This is a genomic window from Providencia sp. 6390, assembly GCF_058148425.1.
In genome coordinates, this window is the sequence record NZ_JBYVYL010000015.1 from 13193 (window position 1) to 31113 (window position 17921).

The 17921-nt window shown below is 41.1% G+C and carries 14 protein-coding genes and 1 tRNA gene; 10 read left to right on the top strand and 5 right to left on the bottom strand.

What is annotated here, in order from left to right; translation table 11 throughout:
* The first annotated feature begins 2 nt into the window (after window positions 1–2).
* Window positions 3–905, top strand: coding sequence for a tRNA modification radical SAM protein MnmL/YtqA (mnmL, locus tag AC3Z9T_RS20855; protein WP_490127997.1), 903 nt, complete (start codon window positions 3–5; stop codon window positions 903–905).
* A 66-nt stretch (window positions 906–971) separates the two neighbouring features.
* Here mnmL and dauA read toward each other — a convergent pair whose 3' ends face one another.
* Window positions 972–2660, bottom strand: coding sequence for a C4-dicarboxylic acid transporter DauA (dauA, locus tag AC3Z9T_RS20860; RefSeq protein ID WP_490127998.1), 1689 nt, complete (start codon window positions 2658–2660; stop codon window positions 972–974).
* 1214 nt (window positions 2661–3874) lie between these two features.
* Window positions 3875–4690 carry a helix-turn-helix domain-containing protein gene (locus AC3Z9T_RS20865; protein WP_490127999.1) on the bottom strand — a complete coding sequence of 272 codons (816 nt, stop codon included), beginning with the start codon at window positions 4688–4690 and terminating at the stop codon, window positions 3875–3877.
* A 150-nt stretch (window positions 4691–4840) separates the two neighbouring features.
* On the opposite strand from AC3Z9T_RS20865, the gene AC3Z9T_RS20870 reads away from it, so the two are divergent.
* From AC3Z9T_RS20870 to AC3Z9T_RS20890, 5 genes are all read left to right on the top strand, one after another.
* Complete coding sequence (locus AC3Z9T_RS20870) at window positions 4841–5791, top strand: 4-hydroxyproline epimerase (protein ID WP_490128000.1); 951 nt, start codon at window positions 4841–4843, stop codon at window positions 5789–5791.
* Window positions 5792–5800: 9 nt separating this feature from the next.
* Window positions 5801–7048, top strand: coding sequence for an NAD(P)/FAD-dependent oxidoreductase (locus AC3Z9T_RS20875; protein WP_490128001.1), 1248 nt, complete (start codon window positions 5801–5803; stop codon window positions 7046–7048).
* A gap of 20 nt (window positions 7049–7068) precedes the next feature.
* Window positions 7069–7932 (top strand): 4-hydroxy-tetrahydrodipicolinate synthase, encoded by an 864-nt coding sequence (gene dapA, locus AC3Z9T_RS20880; RefSeq protein ID WP_490128002.1) that lies wholly within the window; start codon window positions 7069–7071, stop codon window positions 7930–7932.
* An 11-nt stretch (window positions 7933–7943) separates the two neighbouring features.
* Window positions 7944–9428 carry an aldehyde dehydrogenase gene (locus AC3Z9T_RS20885; protein WP_490128010.1) on the top strand — a complete coding sequence of 495 codons (1485 nt, stop codon included), beginning with the start codon at window positions 7944–7946 and terminating at the stop codon, window positions 9426–9428.
* 82 nt (window positions 9429–9510) lie between these two features.
* Window positions 9511–11007, top strand: coding sequence for an alanine/glycine:cation symporter family protein (locus AC3Z9T_RS20890; RefSeq protein WP_490128003.1), 1497 nt, complete (start codon window positions 9511–9513; stop codon window positions 11005–11007).
* A 27-nt stretch (window positions 11008–11034) separates the two neighbouring features.
* Here the strand turns inward: AC3Z9T_RS20890 and AC3Z9T_RS20895 are convergent.
* Window positions 11035–11122 (bottom strand) — tRNA-Ser (locus AC3Z9T_RS20895).
* 317 nt (window positions 11123–11439) lie between these two features.
* Here AC3Z9T_RS20895 and ghrA point away from each other — a divergent pair.
* Both ghrA and AC3Z9T_RS20905 read left to right on the top strand, forming a co-directional pair.
* Window positions 11440–12381 carry a glyoxylate/hydroxypyruvate reductase GhrA gene (ghrA, locus tag AC3Z9T_RS20900; RefSeq protein ID WP_490128004.1) on the top strand — a complete coding sequence of 314 codons (942 nt, stop codon included), beginning with the start codon at window positions 11440–11442 and terminating at the stop codon, window positions 12379–12381.
* A 45-nt stretch (window positions 12382–12426) separates the two neighbouring features.
* Complete coding sequence (locus AC3Z9T_RS20905) at window positions 12427–12972, top strand: TorD/DmsD family molecular chaperone (RefSeq protein ID WP_490128005.1); 546 nt, start codon at window positions 12427–12429, stop codon at window positions 12970–12972.
* Window positions 12973–13096: 124 nt separating this feature from the next.
* Here AC3Z9T_RS20905 and AC3Z9T_RS20910 read toward each other — a convergent pair whose 3' ends face one another.
* Window positions 13097–13657, bottom strand: a complete 561-nt coding sequence (locus AC3Z9T_RS20910) for a lipoprotein (protein ID WP_490128006.1) — start codon at window positions 13655–13657, stop codon at window positions 13097–13099.
* 113 nt (window positions 13658–13770) lie between these two features.
* Window positions 13771–14973 carry a multidrug efflux MFS transporter MdtH gene (gene mdtH, locus AC3Z9T_RS20915; protein ID WP_490128007.1) on the bottom strand — a complete coding sequence of 401 codons (1203 nt, stop codon included), beginning with the start codon at window positions 14971–14973 and terminating at the stop codon, window positions 13771–13773.
* 177 nt (window positions 14974–15150) lie between these two features.
* Between mdtH and rimJ the strand changes: the two genes are divergently transcribed.
* Window positions 15151–15738 carry a ribosomal protein S5-alanine N-acetyltransferase gene (rimJ, locus tag AC3Z9T_RS20920; RefSeq protein WP_490128008.1) on the top strand — a complete coding sequence of 196 codons (588 nt, stop codon included), beginning with the start codon at window positions 15151–15153 and terminating at the stop codon, window positions 15736–15738.
* 90 nt (window positions 15739–15828) lie between these two features.
* On the top strand, window positions 15829–17364 hold the full coding sequence (gene murJ / locus AC3Z9T_RS20925) for a murein biosynthesis integral membrane protein MurJ (protein WP_490128009.1): 1536 nt from the start codon (window positions 15829–15831) through the stop codon (window positions 17362–17364).
* Window positions 17365–17921 lie beyond the last annotated feature (557 nt).

Sequence of the window (17921 nt, forward strand, 5' to 3'; positions counted from 1 at the left end):
CTATGCAACTCAATCAAGTTGTCACCATGTTCGGCGCTGATCTCCAGCGCCGTTATGGTGAAAAAATTCATAAAATTACCCTTCATGGCGGTTTTAATTGCCCCAATCGTGACGGTACTTTAGGCCGCGGCGGTTGTACCTTTTGTAATGTTGCCTCATTTTCTGATGAAGCCCAATCATCTCAATCTATTAGCGAACAAATTCGTAGGCAAGTAACTAAAATTACTCGCGCTAATCGCTATCTCGCTTATTTCCAAGCCTATACTAGTACCTATGCAGAAGTTTGTATCTTAAAAGCGCTTTATGAAGAAGCACTTCAGCAGGCTGATATTGTTGGGCTATGTGTTGGAACACGTCCTGATTGTGTTCCTGAAGAGGTGCTATCACTATTGAGTCGCTATCGTGAACAAGGCTACGAAATATGGTTGGAATTGGGTTTACAAAGCGCACACGATAAGACATTACACCGTATTAACAGAGGACATGGTTTCACGTCTTATCAGCAAACAGCGAGTAAAGCACGGCAGTTAGGGTTAAAAGTGTGTACGCATCTTATTTGTGGTTTACCCGGCGAAGATCACATGATGAATATGCAAACGCTGGATAAAGTTCTTGAATGTGGTACAGATGGTATTAAATTGCACCCATTGCACATTGTTGACGGCAGTATTATGGCTAAAAGCTGGCAAGTAGGACGCTTAGAGCCGATTACATTGGCCGATTACACCTCAATTGCAGGGGAAATGATACGCCATACCCCGCCTGAAATTGTCTACCACCGCATATGTGCCAGTGCACGGCGCCCGACATTATTAGCCCCCGAATGGTGTGAAAATCGTTGGCTAGGCATGAATAGCCTATATCAATATTTGCTTGAGCATGGTGGGCAAGGCTCCGCGTTCTAGATTTTGTAACTACTCCTGAAATATCAATCAGCCACTACACAAACATTGGGTAGTGGCTGATTTTATTTACTCAGAATCAAGCTCTTCAAGAGCCTTATCTATCGAGTTATAGAAACTTAATATCCCTTCAATTGGTGTTACACGTGCGCGAGCTAAAGTTTTTAATGGCTGGAATGGGATATCACACACGACAATGTGTGTATCTTTTTTCACTGTATCGATAAATTTTTGGAATGCTTCTAAGCCACCTGCATCAAGAACAGGGACTGCATCCCATTGCATCACGATTGTTTCGTAACCTTCGCTTTTGACTCTTAACTCATCAAAGATCCGTTCTGCGGCAGCAAAGAACAAAGGGCCGTTAACGCGTATAACCAAACGACTCTTTGTTTCATCTGTCTCTGGTAGTTCACTGATACGAGTCATGTTGGCGATACGGCGCATAAAGAGTAATGATGCCAAAACAATACCGACAGTAATTGCAATAACCATATCAAATAGCACGGTCAGCGACATACAAAGTAATAGAACAATAATGTCATCTTTAGGTGCACGACGAATAAGGTCGATAACTTTACGTGCGGCGCTCATATTCCAAGCAACCATTAATAACAGAGATGACATGGCAGCAAGTGGAAGATATGAAAGCATTGGCGCTAGAACCAGTAACGTGAGCAATACCAGCAGTGAGTGGATGATTGCAGAGATTGGCGAGGTTGCTCCAGCACGAACGTTAGCGGCTGAACGTGCAATTGCGGCTGTTGCTGTAATCCCACCAAAAAATGGCGCGGCGATATTCCCAAAGCCTTGACCAATCAACTCACCATTCGAATGGTGTTTTTTACCTGTCATATTGTCGAGCACAACAGCGCACAACAGTGACTCAATGGCACCTAAAACTGCCATAGAGAAAGCCGCAGGCATTAAAGCTGTTATCATTGACCAGCTAATTGGGGCGCTGCCAGGAAGCTCCCAAGGCAGAATAAACTGAGGTAAGATCGGGGGAATACCGTTGCCTTCGGTGCCATCAGGTAATAAATAACTAAATTGTGAACCAATCGTAGCAACTTGCTTATCAAATAGTGATAATACCCACATGACTAAAGTCCCTGCGACAAGTGCAGGTAAGTGACCCGGTAACTTTAGGCCAAGTTTCGGCCAATAAATTAGTATTAATAAGGTCACAAGACCAATTAAGGTGTCGCTGTATTGTAAGGTTGGCAAAGCGTTAACAAGTGCAATAACTTTGTCGACATAATTTTCGGGTACATGTGCTAATTGCAGGCCAAAGAAATCTTTAATCTGCATGGTTGCGATAGTGATGGCAATCCCCGAAGTGAACCCCAATGTGACAGAAACAGGGATGTACTCAATAAATTTACCGAAACGAGCAAAACCCATTGCCAGTAGAATGATCCCTGACATAAGCGTTGCAACAAGTAGGCCGCTGAGCCCAAATTGTTGTGATACAGGGTACAAGATCACCACAAAAGCAGCTGTAGGGCCTGAAACGCTGTAACGTGAACCACCAGAAATAGCGATAACAATACCTGCGATCGCAGCGGTATACAGCCCATATTGAGGTGGTACACCACTAGCAATAGCTAATGCCATTGCCAGAGGAATGGCAATAATCCCAACGGTGATCCCTGCGATTAAATCTTTAACAAAACGTGCAAAGGTATATTTTTCTTTCCAACATGAATCTATTAGCGCACTAAATGGGCGCAATCTATTAATTTTTTTTGTACTCATTGTACCCCACCAAAATAACAGGGTGAAAATAATGGAAAACGAATGACAAAGGATACGCTGAATCCATTGGAAAAAATCTGTTATGAGTCAATGAATTCGTAATTATCATAACGGTTACAGTAACAAAAGTAAAAAAATGGCTAATATTTTGTAGTCATATATCTAAAAAAGAATAATGAATATTTTATTATAGTTAACAATAGTCAATAGATAATACAACTCATTAGTAAGATTTTATTACCTATTCATCATCACTATTGATGCTATTAACCAAATCCAATGTATAACAACGAGTGAAATTGCAGAGTTAAATAATTTTCGTGTACCAGTCCAGCGTTGATTCATATTAGTAACAATTTGTTTTTTAGGAAAAAGGTACTGCAATGTGAAATCGAAGTGAGTGCTATTATCTTGTTGATTCAAAACTTGAAATAATTGGTTATCAAACCATAATCTAAAAATATATTAGTGGCTAATAATAAAAATAATGCCATTAACAAATAAATATATCCAATTACCGAATGAGCTTATATAGAGAATAAATTGGCAAATGAAGGTAAGTATTGATGCACTCGTTAAATAACGCCAACTTGATGTAAAAATAACCATTACAGCGCCACATTGCCTATCAGATAAATTATTGGTAACAAATCTATTTGTGGTTGGCTACGGTAACTTAAGTCTTTGCTATAAGAATTGCGAGGCTACTCGCAAGTCAAGTCGAAAACAGCTTGAGCTTGCAAAGGATAAAGCGGTCTTCCTCCTAAAATGATTTTCTCGTTCACTTTACTGGGTTGTCGACATGCATTTGCATAGTAATAATAGATGCCAATCGCGATGAGACGATATGGGAGAAGCAATATGCGAGTAGATGGAGTTACCGTTCCTTCAGGCGTTTTTTGCAACACAGATGCTCTTAACCTTAGTACCCAAAGATAACCATTATTAATGCAATAGCTGGCCATAATAGTATTCATGCAGCCCCTTGGAGAACAATAGCAAGAGACAAGCAGATCAAAGCACCAATACCGTAGTTGATGGACATTTTGAAACTACGTCGGCTGCCTGTGTATTACCAATGCTATTGGGTATTAATAGGTAATCTAAATTATTGTAGTGACAACGTCACTTTTATTTTGTGGTTATAACACACAGGACGTTATAATTGAGCTCGTAAAATCGATGTTAGACAATAAAATAAAGATAGCTATTATTTAAATCATTTGTTCTTCAATAGATGAAATCTTGGCAATGTTAAGTCGCATACGTTTAAATTGGCTAGGCGTCATTGTGGTCATTTCTTTAAATTTACGACAAAACGCACTGTGATCAGCATATGCACATTTGATAGATATTTCAGTGATAGAATAATCTTCTTCAAGTAATTCAATCGCATGTTCAAGCCGTTTCTTTTGAATATATTGTTGAGGAGTAATATGAAATATAGCTTTAAATTGGCGATTAAGTTGCGATAAAGATAAACCTGAGATGTCTGCGAGAGAGGTGATTTTTATCGGGGTATCAAAATATTGGCTAATATAATGTTCTACCTGACTTAATTGTTTATTTAGTTTAGGACTTACAGATTTTTCATCTTGCAGATCAACAGAAATTCCAGCAACACCAATAACTTGGTTATGTGTGTCAAAAATTGGCACTTTCGTTGTGACACACCATCCTAATAAACCTGCCTTATAAAGATGTAATTCTAACTTATTAATGACACTAATTTTCTTTTGCATCACAAGATAGTCTTGTGAGCTATAACTCCCACCTAACTCAGAATGAAAAATATCTTCTGCTCGTTTACCTATCACGCCATCAATGGATTTAATTTTACAGCGCTTGGCAAGGTTTTCATTGGCTAGAAGGTATTTAGCATCACAGTCTTTAACAAAAAAAGTGACGTTAGGTAATGTGTTGATTAATGGCATCACCAGCCCAAGGTGATTTAAAAGTATCTCAATATTATCAACGGGAAACAGCATGTTTTCCTGACTAATCAGTAGCAACTTATTTAAATTAATCATGCGGCCTCCAAGAGATTCAACATATTTAATCAGTTATCTGAAATATTTTTAAATTGTGCTGAATTACGCATCAGTATGCACGAAAGATATCAAGATCCTTTAACAAAAATCAAGCATTCTGTTAACAATTAATGTGGCAGAGGACGCAATATGCATAAGCGCTATACAGAAATAGAGGTAATTGATTCACACACTGCGGGTGAACCAACACGTTTAGTGATTAGTGGTTTCCCTGATTTGGGTAATGGGAATATGGCTTCTCGGCTACAACGTCTGAAAAGTGAACATGATCACTGGCGTACGACCACCATACTGGAACCTCGTGGCAACGATATTTTAGTTGGGGCGCTACTGTGTAAACCACAAAATCCACAAGCCGCTGCAGGTGTCATTTTTTTCAACAATGAAGGTTATTTGGGCATGTGCGGACATGGAACAATCGGCCTCATCGCTTCATTATATTACCTCGGAAAAATCACGGTTGGAGAACATCTTATTGAAACACCTGTAGGTGATGTTAAAGCAACACTCAATGCAGATGGCAGCGTCAGTATTCAAAATGTTTATTCTTACCGATATCGTAAATCCGTCACCGTGACTGTACCTGAAGTCGGGACAGTCACGGGGGATATTGCATGGGGTGGAAATTGGTTCTTTCTGGTTGAGCAATCACCTTTGGCTATCCATTACCGTGATGCCAAAGCACTCACTGAAATTTGTATAAAGATCAAGGATGCCTTGGGTGAACAGGGGGTTCATGGAAGGGATGGCCAGGAAATTGATCACATAGAATTGTTTGGTCATTACGCAAAAGCTGATAGTCAAAGTTTTGTATTATGCCCCGGTGGAGCCTATGACCGTTCACCTTGTGGTACGGGAACCAGTGCTAAATTGGCTTGTTTAGCAGCAGATGGCAAATTAAATGAAGGAGCACTTTGGCATCAAGCGAGTGTCATAGGCAGCCAATTTGAAGCGAGTTATCTATGGGCCGATGGCAATGGCATCATTCCAACGATCCGTGGAACCGCTTACATCAGTGGTCGAAATACCTTATTGATCGATGAAACAGACCCATTTTGTTGGGGGATCACGGTTTCGTGAGGGCATAACATGGAAAGAAAACATTCTGTGGTTGTCATTGGTGGCGGCATTATTGGGATCAGTATTGCAGTGACATTGCTAGCTGATGGCACAGATGTCTTGTTGGTGGAAAAAGATCAGATTGGTACAGGAGCATCATTTGGTAATGCAGGGCACATTGCGACAGAACAAGTTTTCCCTGTTGCCGACCCCTCGATTTTAAAATCTATCCCAGGAATGTTATTTGATCCACTAGGAGCGTTACGTCTGGATTGGCGCTATTTGCTGCCATTAACACCGTGGTTATTGCGTCTGCTTGGTAACATGCGACATAAACCATTTACGCGTATTCATCATGCCTTATCTGCGATTAATGGTATTTCTTTAGAGGCATGGCAGTCATTCAGTGAGCAATGGCAATTAACTGATTTAGTGAAGATCCAAGGCTCACTACTTGTGGCGGAAAAAGCACCGTCGTTGGAAAAATTACGCAAACATGGTGAGTACCTCAATTCAATTGGTGTGAACAACCAGTTGTTAACACAATCACAATTACTTGAGCGGGAACCTGCATTAGCACATAACCAATTAGGTGGGCTTTTTTACCCTGATACAGGGCATGTCGTCGATCTCAAACAGTTGCATACCAAACTTGTTGATCATTTTTTGCGTTTAGGTGGTGAGTTGGTTACCGAGTGCGAAGTCACTGCAATCAAGGCACCCAGCAATGACAAAGTGGTGTTAACCACATCACAAGGCCAAATCGTCGCAAAGCAGATCGTCATTGCAGGCGGCGCATTTTCTAAATCATTAGTTAATATGATCAGCCGTATTCGTGTGCCGCTTGAAACTGAACGTGGTTATCACTTAATGCTGCCAAATGAAATAGGCAGATTGAATGTGCCTGTATCAAGTATCGATAGGCGTTTTATCATGACGCCAATGAATCGTGGGTTGCGCCTTGCAGGTACTGTCGAATATGCAGGTTTGAAACGAGCTGCGAATATGCAGCGTGCTCGCTATTTTTTACCGCTTGCTAACCCAATGTTAAATGAACCACTGAATAATCATCAATCTACAGAATGGATGGGATTTCGCCCAACACTCGCAGATTCTTTACCCGTTATTGATAAAAAAGGTCCTTATATCTTTGCTTTTGGTCATCAACATTTGGGGCTGACCCAAGCGGCAGTGACGGCAAAGATTGTCCAACGTTTGTTTCAAGGGCAATCGACACCTATCGATTGTTCTCCCTATTCGATTGAGCGCTTTATTTAAGATTTTTAAGGAGATTTAATATGAATTTTCATGGCATCGTCGTTCCTATTGTTACACCATTTCACAGTGATTCTTCATTAAATGTGAGTGGCCTTGCTCAATTAACTGAAACTCTAATTGAAAAAGGGGTTTCAGGTTTAGTGGTATGCGGTACGACAGGAGAGTATTACGCGTTAAGTGAAGCTGAACGTGAAACCGTGTTAACGACAGTCAGTAAAATCGCTAAAGGTCGAGTGACTTTAATAGCGGGTATCAATGATTTATCAACTCAAGGCGCTATCAAACGCGCTGAGCAGGCCAAATCATTAGGTTATGAAGGCTTAATGTTATCACCTCCACCTTACAGCCTACCTGATCAGCAAGGTGTTATCGCTCACTACGAAACCGTGGCTGCGGCGACAACGTTGCCAATCATTATGTATAACTTCCCTGCACGTATTGGTATCGAAATCGAATATGACACCGTTGTGCATCTGTCGAAGGTGAAAAATATTGTTGCGATCAAAGAAAGTAGCGGTGACTTTAGTCGCGCTTTACGTTTACTACAAACGCAGTTTGATAATTTTGAGGTGATTTGCGGTTGTGATGACCAACCCGTCGATTTTTTCTTTTGGGGAGCCAAAAGTTGGATTGCAGGAGCTGGTAACGTATTTCCTGCTGAACAAGTGGCGATTTTTAATGCTGCTCAACAAGGTGATTGGGTCAAAGCTAAGCAAATCATGTCACAAATCTACCCAGCCATTTATTCCATGGAATCAGGTGATTATAACCAAAAAGCTAAGGCTGGTTGTATTAAAGGAACCGTCGATGTCGGTCCAGTCAGAATGCCATTATCAAATATATCATCACAGCAGCAACGTGATTTTCTTGCCTTGATCAAATGATGAGGGAAATGATGAAAATAACTAAAGAACAAGTATTTGAACGTGCCAAAGCCAGCCAGCTTTGGGCGGGTAGTTTAATCGAAAATTATCAAGACAGCGGCACAAAACTCGAAAATCGGACCCCGATTGATGATAGTTTGATTGGCTATATTGCTGATGGGCAAGCTGCTGATGTTGACGCCGCGGTTGCGGTAGCAAGAAGCACATTTATATCAGGTTGCTGGCAAAGTTTATCACCGCAGGAACGTAAACAAGTGATGTTGCGTTGGGCTGGTTTAATTGAACATCATAGTGAAGAACTTGCCGCGTTAGATTGTGTTGATGCAGGTAAGCCGATTACGGAATGTTTAAATACAGATATGCCAGCGACGGTTGAAACATTCTATTGGTATGCCGAAGCGTTAGACAAAATGTTTGGAAAAGTTGCACCAACGGGTCAACAAGAGCTGGGGTTGATTGTGCATGAACCTATTGGTGTGGTCGGTGCGGTACTACCATGGAATTTCCCTGCACAAATGTTTGCTTGGAAGGTCGCGCCAGCCTTAGCAGCAGGTAATTCAGTGATAGTGAAACCCGCTGAATTAACTTCTCTGAGTGCTTATCGTATGGTTGAGTTAGCCTATGAGGCTGGAGTGCCGAAAGGGGCGCTCAGTTTAGTTTGTGGTTTAGGTGAAAAAGTAGGGGAAGCGATCGGCCGTCATGCGGACATTGATATTGTGTCATTTACCGGCTCGACCGAAGTTGGTCGCTTATTCCTCAAGTATTCCGCGGAAAGTAATTTAAAAGAGATCGTATTAGAGTGCGGTGGTAAAAGTCCACAAGTGGTATTTGCCGATGCAGATCTTGATGCCGCAGTTCCGCATATTATGGCAGCGGCATTTTGGAATATGAGTGAGAATTGTAGTTGTGGATCACGCCTTATCGTTCATGAAAGTATTCGCCAATCATTATTAAACAAATTAATTACAGCCAGTAAAAGTTGGAAAGTAGGTAATCCAATGGACGAGTCAGTTTCGATTGGTCCAATGGTTGAAAAAGCGCATTTTGAAAAAGTGAAATCATTTATTGAACTCTCTGTTAAAGAAGGCGCAAAAATTGTCTCTGGTGGCAAAATTCACAGTGAATTAGGGAGTGGTTGGTATATCGAGCCGACCATTTTCGATAATGTGACTCCTAAGATGTCACTGTTTAAGAATGAGGTTTTTGGTCCTTTACTTGCGGTGTCGACATTCTCTACTGATGAAGAGGCTATTGCATTAGCTAATGAGACTCATTATGGCCTAGCGGCTTCTTTCTATAGTCAAAATATTCATCGTGTTATGAAAGTGGCTCGTCAAATTAATGCGGGTACAGTTTCCGTAAATGGGTTTAGTGAAGGCAATATCACCACACCATTTGGAGGATTCAAGCAGTCTGGGTTTGGTGGTAAAGATAATGGGCTAGAAGCCTTCGAACAGTATACACAGACAAAAGTGATTTGGATTATTAATCATTAATTACTCGATTAACCTGAACTTATTTAGTTCAGGTTTTTTTTACCCTACAAACAGACAATTACAATAACGAAGGAGTACTCATATGGAAGCCATCGTGAATACGCTCGTTGGATACATTTGGGGTAATGCCTTAGTGATTTTATCACTAGGTGTTGGTTTGTACTTTACATTGGCTACACGCGGTGTGCAGTTTCGCTATTTAATCAAAATGGTTTGTTTACTGAAAGAAAATAAAGCGTCAAAAGAAGGGATCTCATCCTTCCAAGCCTTTTGCCTCGCATTATCTGGTCGTGTTGGTGTGGGCAACATTGCAGGTGTGGCGACGGCCATTGCTGCTGGTGGGCCAGGAGCCATCTTTTGGATGGTCGTGATGGGTTTATTAGGTGGAGCGAGTGCATTTATTGAATCAACACTGGCTCAAATATATAAGCAACGTTCTGATGGGCAATATCGTGGTGGCTCTCCTTACTACATAGAAAAAGGCTTAAAACTCAAACCATTTGCCATTTTTGTGGCGGCAGTGATTTGCTTATCATACGGTGTATTAGTTCCAGGGATCCAAGCCAATACTATTGCTGATTCATTCCAAACGTCATTTAATCTTCCACCGATGGTAACTGGTGTGATCGTGACAGTGTTAATGGCTTGGCTGATTTTTGGTGGTGTGAAAAGGATTGCCAGCGCTGCTGATAAAGTGGTGCCGCTAATGGCAGTTGCTTATATTATTATGATGGTGATTATATTAGGCAGCCACTATGAGAAAGTTCCCGCTATGTTTGGACTGATTTTCCGTAGTGCATTAGGGATGGATGCAGTATTTGGTGGTATTGTGGGTACTGCAGTTTCTTGGGGCGTACGTAGAGCGGTATTCTCTAATGTGGCAGGAGCTGGTGAGGCGACATTCAGCTCTGCTGCCGCGGAAGTCAGTCATCCTGCAAAGCAAGGGTTAATACAAGCATTTTCAATCTATATTGATACGGTAGTGGTTTGTACTGCCTCAGGACTGATGATCCTAGTTACTAATATGTATAACGTTTTCCCTGATGGTGGAGCCACTGCATTAGTTGAGCATGTTCCGGGTGTCGCCGCAGGAACCGCATGGACACAGATGGCGGTATCAACAGTGTTCGAATCCGCAGGCTCTGGGTTTGTTTCAATAGCCGTTTTCTTGTTCGCTTTTACCACGTTAATGGCTTACTACTACATCGCTGAAACAACCATTGTCTATTTGGATCGTAAACTTAAATATCCTGTTTTAAAACTAGTACTAAAGATAGTTTTCTTAGCCATTATCTTTATGGGAAGCGTTCAATCTGTAAGCATCATGTGGGGGTTAGGGGATATCGGCTTTGGTAGTATGAGTTATCTTAACTTAATTGCGATTGTCTTCTTATCTAAACCTGCATTGAGAGCATTACGTGACTATGAACGACAAGAAAAATTAGGGATTGATCCTGTGTTTGACCCTAAAGTCGCTGGAGTTGAGAATGCAGAATTATGGGAAGAAATTAGTCGAGAATATCAGCAGCAAACCAGATTGGAAAAAATAGAAGGTGAATTGACGGTAGAACAGAAATAATCAAGAAGGGGTTAAATTGATTAAAAATGGCGGTGAGGGAGGGATTCGAACCCTCGATACGTTGCCGTATACACACTTTCCAGGCGTGCTCCTTCAGCCTCTCGGACACCTCACCGTATTTTTAATTTCTCGTTGCAGGAAAAATATAACTCGTCCTGCAACGGGGCGCTACTATAGGGAAAAGCTCGGCTTGCGTCAACTCCCTATTTATTCTTTTTACTGTTTTTATTGTCTATTTAGCTAAATATAAGGCAGTTTGGTTATTAACTAATCTTACGTTATTGTTCGATGGTTGATTTAAACTTCAAGCTCTTATTCTAAAATTCGTTAACCGCTTAACAAAATATCAATCTGAACGACTGCCTATCACTCTATTCGCTTGAAAATAAGACATTTTCAGCACACTCTGTTGTAAACATAAAAGGAGTTGTCATGAATATTCTATTTTATCATCCATTTTTTGATGCTAACGAGTGGATAGAGGGCATGCAAGCTCGGCTTCCACAAGCTAATATACGCCAATGGGTAAAAGGTGATAATCAAAGTGCGGATTATGCCATGGTCTGGTTGCCTCCTTATGAATGCTTAGCGGGTCGAAAAGACTTGAAAGGGATTTTTGCACTTGGGGCGGGGGTTGATGCGATCTTAAAACAAGAGCAGGAAAATCCAGGTACTTTACCAGCAGGCGTACCCTTGATGCGCTTAGAAGACACAGGTATGGCATTACAAATGGAAGAATATGCCATGGCAAAGGTACTTTATTACTTTCGCCATATGGATGAGTATCGACAATTTCAATCACAACGCCAATGGAAACCATTGCCAGCTAATCGTCATGAAGATTTTGTGGTTGGTGTCATGGGGGCGGGGGCATTGGGTCAAGCCGTTGCTGAAAGATTAGTTGATTTCGGATTTCATGTAAGAACGTGGAGCCGAAGCGAAAAACACATTGATAAAGTGATCAGCTACCATGGGCAGGAACAGCTAAATGATTTCTTGCATGGTACTCGCGTCATCATCAATTTATTACCTAGTACACCACAAACCGTTGGTATCTTAAACCAATCACTGTTTAGCCAATTGCAACAAAAGGCTTATATTATTAACCTTGCTCGAGGCTCTCATTTAATCGAACAAGACTTGTTAGTTGCACTTGAATCAGGTCAAGTGGCAGGAGCATCTCTAGATGTATTCGCGAGTGAACCTTTACCGCAAATGCATCCGTTCTGGACTCACCCGCGTGTTGCTATCACACCACATATTGCCGCGATCACATTGCCTCAAGAGGCGATGGATATGATCAGTAATAATATTAAGCGTATTGAAAGTGGGCAACAACCCCTTGGGATAGTAGATATGGGGCGTGGTTACTAATATAATGTTGGCAAGTTATCGCGTATTGCACAACAGGGATTATATATGAACGAATTTTCAATTGTTTGCCGTATCTTGGGAACACTGTTTCAGCGTTCCCCTGATGATAGTCTGGTAAAGCCGTTGCTTGAGATGATCGCTCAAGACAAGTTAAAGACATCATGGCCATTAGAACAAGATGAGTTATGGGCTCGTATGGCAAAGTCAGTTGAAATGAAAGCCATCGTGTCAGACTATCAAGCTCTATTTGCAGGGGAAACACCAGCGGTTTCAGTCTTTGCTAATGACTATGATGCTGAAATTGCAGAGGCTGAGATCCGTGAGTTCTTAGTTGAACGTGGAATGACGTTAACAGATGCAAGAACAGATGCTTTTGGTGCATTGCTACTGGCGGCGTCTTGGCTTGAGGATCAAGCGGCGGAAGATGAAACAGCAGCACAAATAGAGTTATTTGATAGCTTTATTTTGAGCTGGTACGGTGCATTTTTGGGTAAAATGGAAGCTCATGCCACTAGTGCGTTTTATCGTACATTGGCACAAATAACTCGAGATGCGGTTATCGCACTAAGAGATGAACTAGAGACTGAGTGACAGTGTCACGTTTGCTCACGTAAAAGTTTTTGATGGTCATCGTGTTATAACGTATAAATACAAAAGGCAACGTGTTAAATCCGTTGCCTTTTGTGCTTTTATCAATCGAAAAAATTTATGGTTGTTAGTCAACTAACGGAATAATTATCTTACCCGGTTTCACTTCTATGCCTTTTGCTAATTTTTTAGCGGTGGCTTCAATAGCACTGTTGTCAGGGTTCAATACATAAACAGGCTGCGTTTCAAAGAAAGTTGCTAGTGAGCTATTGAGGTACGGGATCACTGCTGAGATAGCGGTGTCCATGTTTTCAGGGATCACTTTATATTGGCTAATATTGAGCTCTTTCAAGTAAATAGCACCTGCCTGTACATCAAAATAGGGGCGAGCTGTCAAGGTCAGTTCAATTTTAGCTGCAGTTTTACCCAGTAGAGTATCCAAATTGACGGTGGCTTCACCCGTCAGCACAATCATACCCGGCTCAGTGCGGCCAATTTCTGATTTTAAATTAGCTAATTGGATGTCAGCGTCTGCAATGCCAGAAATACCCACGTTATGGTTGTATTTAACCTTAGTCGCGAGGTAATTATTAATGGTTCCTTCGCTAATAGAAAATTCAGTCAGTTGGCTACAACCTGCAAGTAAAGTCAAACAGCCAATCATTGCTGCCAATATAAATTGTTTCATAAATGCTCCTTTTACCGTAACCCTCTTATATTATCCTATAATTGTGGTTACGGGGGGATTTCAGTTGGAAACGAGTTAATTTAATTGGTGATTGCGTAGCAAATGTGTTGTGTTTAACCACTTAACATGGCGGATTCAATCTTCTTACGATTGAATTGTTTATGTAATGCCCATAGGGTAATAAAACCAATAATACCCAATAAAAACCAAGGTAATTGTGGCATATTCCATTGGTGACCAATATCGTACATCCAACCACCGCCGGTGTAGCCAACTGCGCCACCTAAAGCAAGCCCTAATCGGCTAAAACCCATATAGCTACCGCGAGCACGCGGATCAGCTAATGAGGCACTGAGCGTCTCTCTTGCAGGGTCAGCTGTTACTGTACCTAAATAGAACAGACAAATTAAACCAAATAACACATGTAAGGAACTTGTCATACCAATAGGGAACATGCTTAAACTCATTAAAAACAACCCTGCCATTAAACGCTGCTCAAGGCGAAAATATTTTTCACTCCAACGTGCAATAGGGTAAAGTAGTGTCAATGAGATGGCAGCTTCGATAGCATACATCCATTTTACCGCGGTAGGCGTGCCTGCTAGTTCATTAACAACAATAGGGAACATTAGCATTACTTGGACTGACAACATAAAATAGCCAGCAAGGGTGACAACATAGGTAACGAAGCGCTTATCTTTCAAGACTCGCCCCATACCTTCTTTTATTGGTGTTCTAACCGTTGAGATACGGTAGGCCGGTAATAACCAAGCATTGCATATTGCAGCGATAACAAACACAAAAGCACCTGCCCAGCACACATAGTGGAAATCATATTGCAGTAACCAACTGCCAATCAGTGCGCCAATGACAGCACCTGCGCTGTCTTGCATTAAAAGCAGTGAGTAAAAACGACCACGCTCATAAGGTCGAGTTAGCTTTATCACTAAAGCGGTTCTTGGTGGATCAAATAAAGTGCCGCCTAACGCAGAGAGTACACATGATAACCATAACACCCACGGATCGTATGCCACGGCCATTAAAGCAAACCCGCTAGCGCGTAATAGCATGCCAATAACAATCATCGGCTTAGCACCAAAACGGTCGGCGATAGCACCGCCAAAGATACCAAGCCCTTGTTGCACGAGTTGTCGGATCCCTAATGCAAAACCAACAATAACGGCAGCCCAACCGAGTTGGTCAACAAAACGAATCGAAATTAATGGAAATACGACGAAAAAACCTAGAACGACTAACATGTTATCTAGGAGTAAAAAATATTTACCTAGGCTTCTCGCCTGCGACACCTGCGCCATGACACACCATTGTAAAAAATAACAAACAAGGAAGGATTCTTAATGTTTCTCGTCAATAATATCAGTAGAATATAGAAGGGAAGATGATATTTTTTTATCGTAATGCCCGCCTATTTTGGATGATTTATTTTTATCGTTGCGCAGTCTTTGGTTATTTTAATTTTATAAGGGTTAACGATGTTTGGTTATCGATCAAATGAACCTAAAGTACGTCTTGTGACAGAAAGAATGGTTGTAAGGTTGGCATATGAGCGCGATGGTTATCGATTAGCCGATTACTACAGCGAAAATAAAGACTTTTTGAAGCCTTGGGAGCCAACCCGAGATAGCTCACATTTTAATCCATCCAGTTGGAATAACCGTTTGCAATTGATGTCTGAATTACATCGTCAAGGTAATGCCTTTCATTTTTTATTATTAGACAGCCAAGAAAATGAAGTTATGGGAGTAGCCAATTTCAGCAATGTACTACGAGGTGCTTTTCACGCCTGCTATTTAGGTTACTCATTAGGTGAAAAGTGGCAGGGGCAAGGGTTGATGTATGAAGCTTTAGTACAATCTATCCGTTATATGCAGCAACATCAAAGTATGCACCGCATTATGGCAAATTATATGCCACATAACATGCGTAGCGGTAGTTTACTGACTCGTCTTGGTTTTGAGCGTGAAGGTTACGCGAAACAATATTTACAAATTGATGGGCAATGGCGTGATCACGTGTTAACCGCTCTCACTTATGAGCACTGGAAACAACTCAAACCGTAATAGGTAAAAGCCGATTTTTACATTCAATCGTAGTCAGTGATGCTCCACGCTGTTAAACTGACGCGATTGTTTTCTTTTAGTCTACCAATCATGAATTTATTAAAATCGTTAGCTGCGATAAGTTCCATGACCATGATGTCACGGGTACTTGGGTTTATCCGTGATGCTATCATTGCTCGAGTTTTTGGCGCTGGCGCAGCGGCAGATGCTTTTTTTGTCGCATTTAAACTCCCTAATTTATTACGACGCATTTTTGCCGAAGGGGCGTTCTCTCAAGCTTTTGTTCCGATATTGGCGGAATACAAGAACCAACAAGGCGACGAGGCAACCCGTACCTTTGTCGCTTATATTTCAGGAATGCTAACTCTTGCCTTAGCGATTGTGACTGTTATTGGTATGATCGCAGCGCCATGGGTGATCTATGTGACTGCCCCTGGTTTTACCACCGATGCAGATAAATTTGCCTTAACCACTGACTTACTGCGAGTAACCTTTCCTTATATCTTCTTGATATCACTAGCCTCACTCGCAGGGGCGATCTTGAATACGTGGAACCGCTTTTCGGTGCCTGCATTCGCTCCGACACTATTAAATGTCAGTATGATTTTCTTTGCTGCATTTGCAGCACCTTATTTCGATCCACCCGTCATGTCGTTGGCTTGGGCTGTGATTGTGGGGGGTGTTTTACAATTAGTTTATCAACTGCCACATTTGAAAAAAATTGGTATGTTAGTGCTGCCTCGGCTCTCTTTCCGTGATAGTGGTGTCTGGCGAGTGATGAAAATGATGGGACCTGCGATCATTGGGGTATCTGTGAGTCAAATTTCACTGATCATCAATACTATTTTTGCCTCTTTCCTTCAATCAGGTTCAGTTTCATGGATGTATTACGCAGACAGATTAATGGAGTTACCTTCAGGGGTACTTGGTGTTGCACTCGGTACTATCTTGTTGCCTTCATTATCAAAAAGCTTTACCAGTGGTAACCATCAAGAGTATCGTCATTTAATGGATTGGGGGCTGCGCTTATGTTTATTGCTAGCACTGCCTTGTGCCATTGGCTTAGCCATTCTCTCTGAAGCACTAACGGTCTCACTGTTCCAATATGATAAATTTACTGCTCATGATTCACTGATGACACAATATGCATTGATGGCGTATTGCGTTGGCCTTACAGGCATGATTTTAGTGAAAATTTTAGCACCTGGTTTCTATTCACGACAGAATATCCGTACTCCCGTTAAAATTGCGATTGTGACATTAATTCTAACGCAGTTAATGAACTTAGCGTTTATTGGACCAATGAAGCATGCAGGTTTGGCACTTTCAATTGGTTTAGCGGCTTGTTTTAATGCGGGTGTGCTTTATTGGCAGCTACGTAAGCAAGAGATTTTTAAGCCATTAGCAGGCTGGCGTGGTTTTATTTTCAAATTGATCGCTGCACTGATAGTAATGACTGCGGTGTTGTTTGGGGTATTACACTTTATGCCTGAGTGGCAGCAGGGCAACATGGCTATGCGTTTATTACGCTTAATATTTGTGGTGATTATTGGTGCAGGCAGCTATTTTGTTGCGTTATTTGCATTAGGCTTCCGCCCAAGAGATTTTAAGAAACACAGTGTTTGATTGCATTGTTAAATTGAAAGACGCTCCTCGTTGGGGCGTTTTTTATGGGTAAAATAAAGGGTGTATATAATTTAATATACGCTGAGATTGTTGGTGAGGCAGGATAAAAGTGAGATTTTCTTTAGTTAGAATACCTGCTTGTTATACTTTAAATTGACTTGTGAAATTATTTTCATGTAACTATAGAGCGAAGACTTTATCGTAAATGATCCACAATAGAGTATAAGTATAGGCTGTTGAACCTAGTGTACTGATATAAAACATCTGAAGAGTTACAAATCATATTACCATTCATTAATTGATGTGTTCTTTATGTGAAATACATTAATTCTGCGTATTTACAAAGTGTTACCATAAATTCTTTACTCATAATTGATAAGCTTTTATGATGTTTGGTTTAAATTATCGCCATACTTTAGCTCGAATAATAACAAATCATTAATTGATTGGCTTTTCATAAATCAAATTTTAGATGATTAATTTATGATGGTTTGTCTTTCGACTAGGCGGTGCCCAAACCATCTTCATGGAGCGAAAACATGTCCGCGGGAGACACC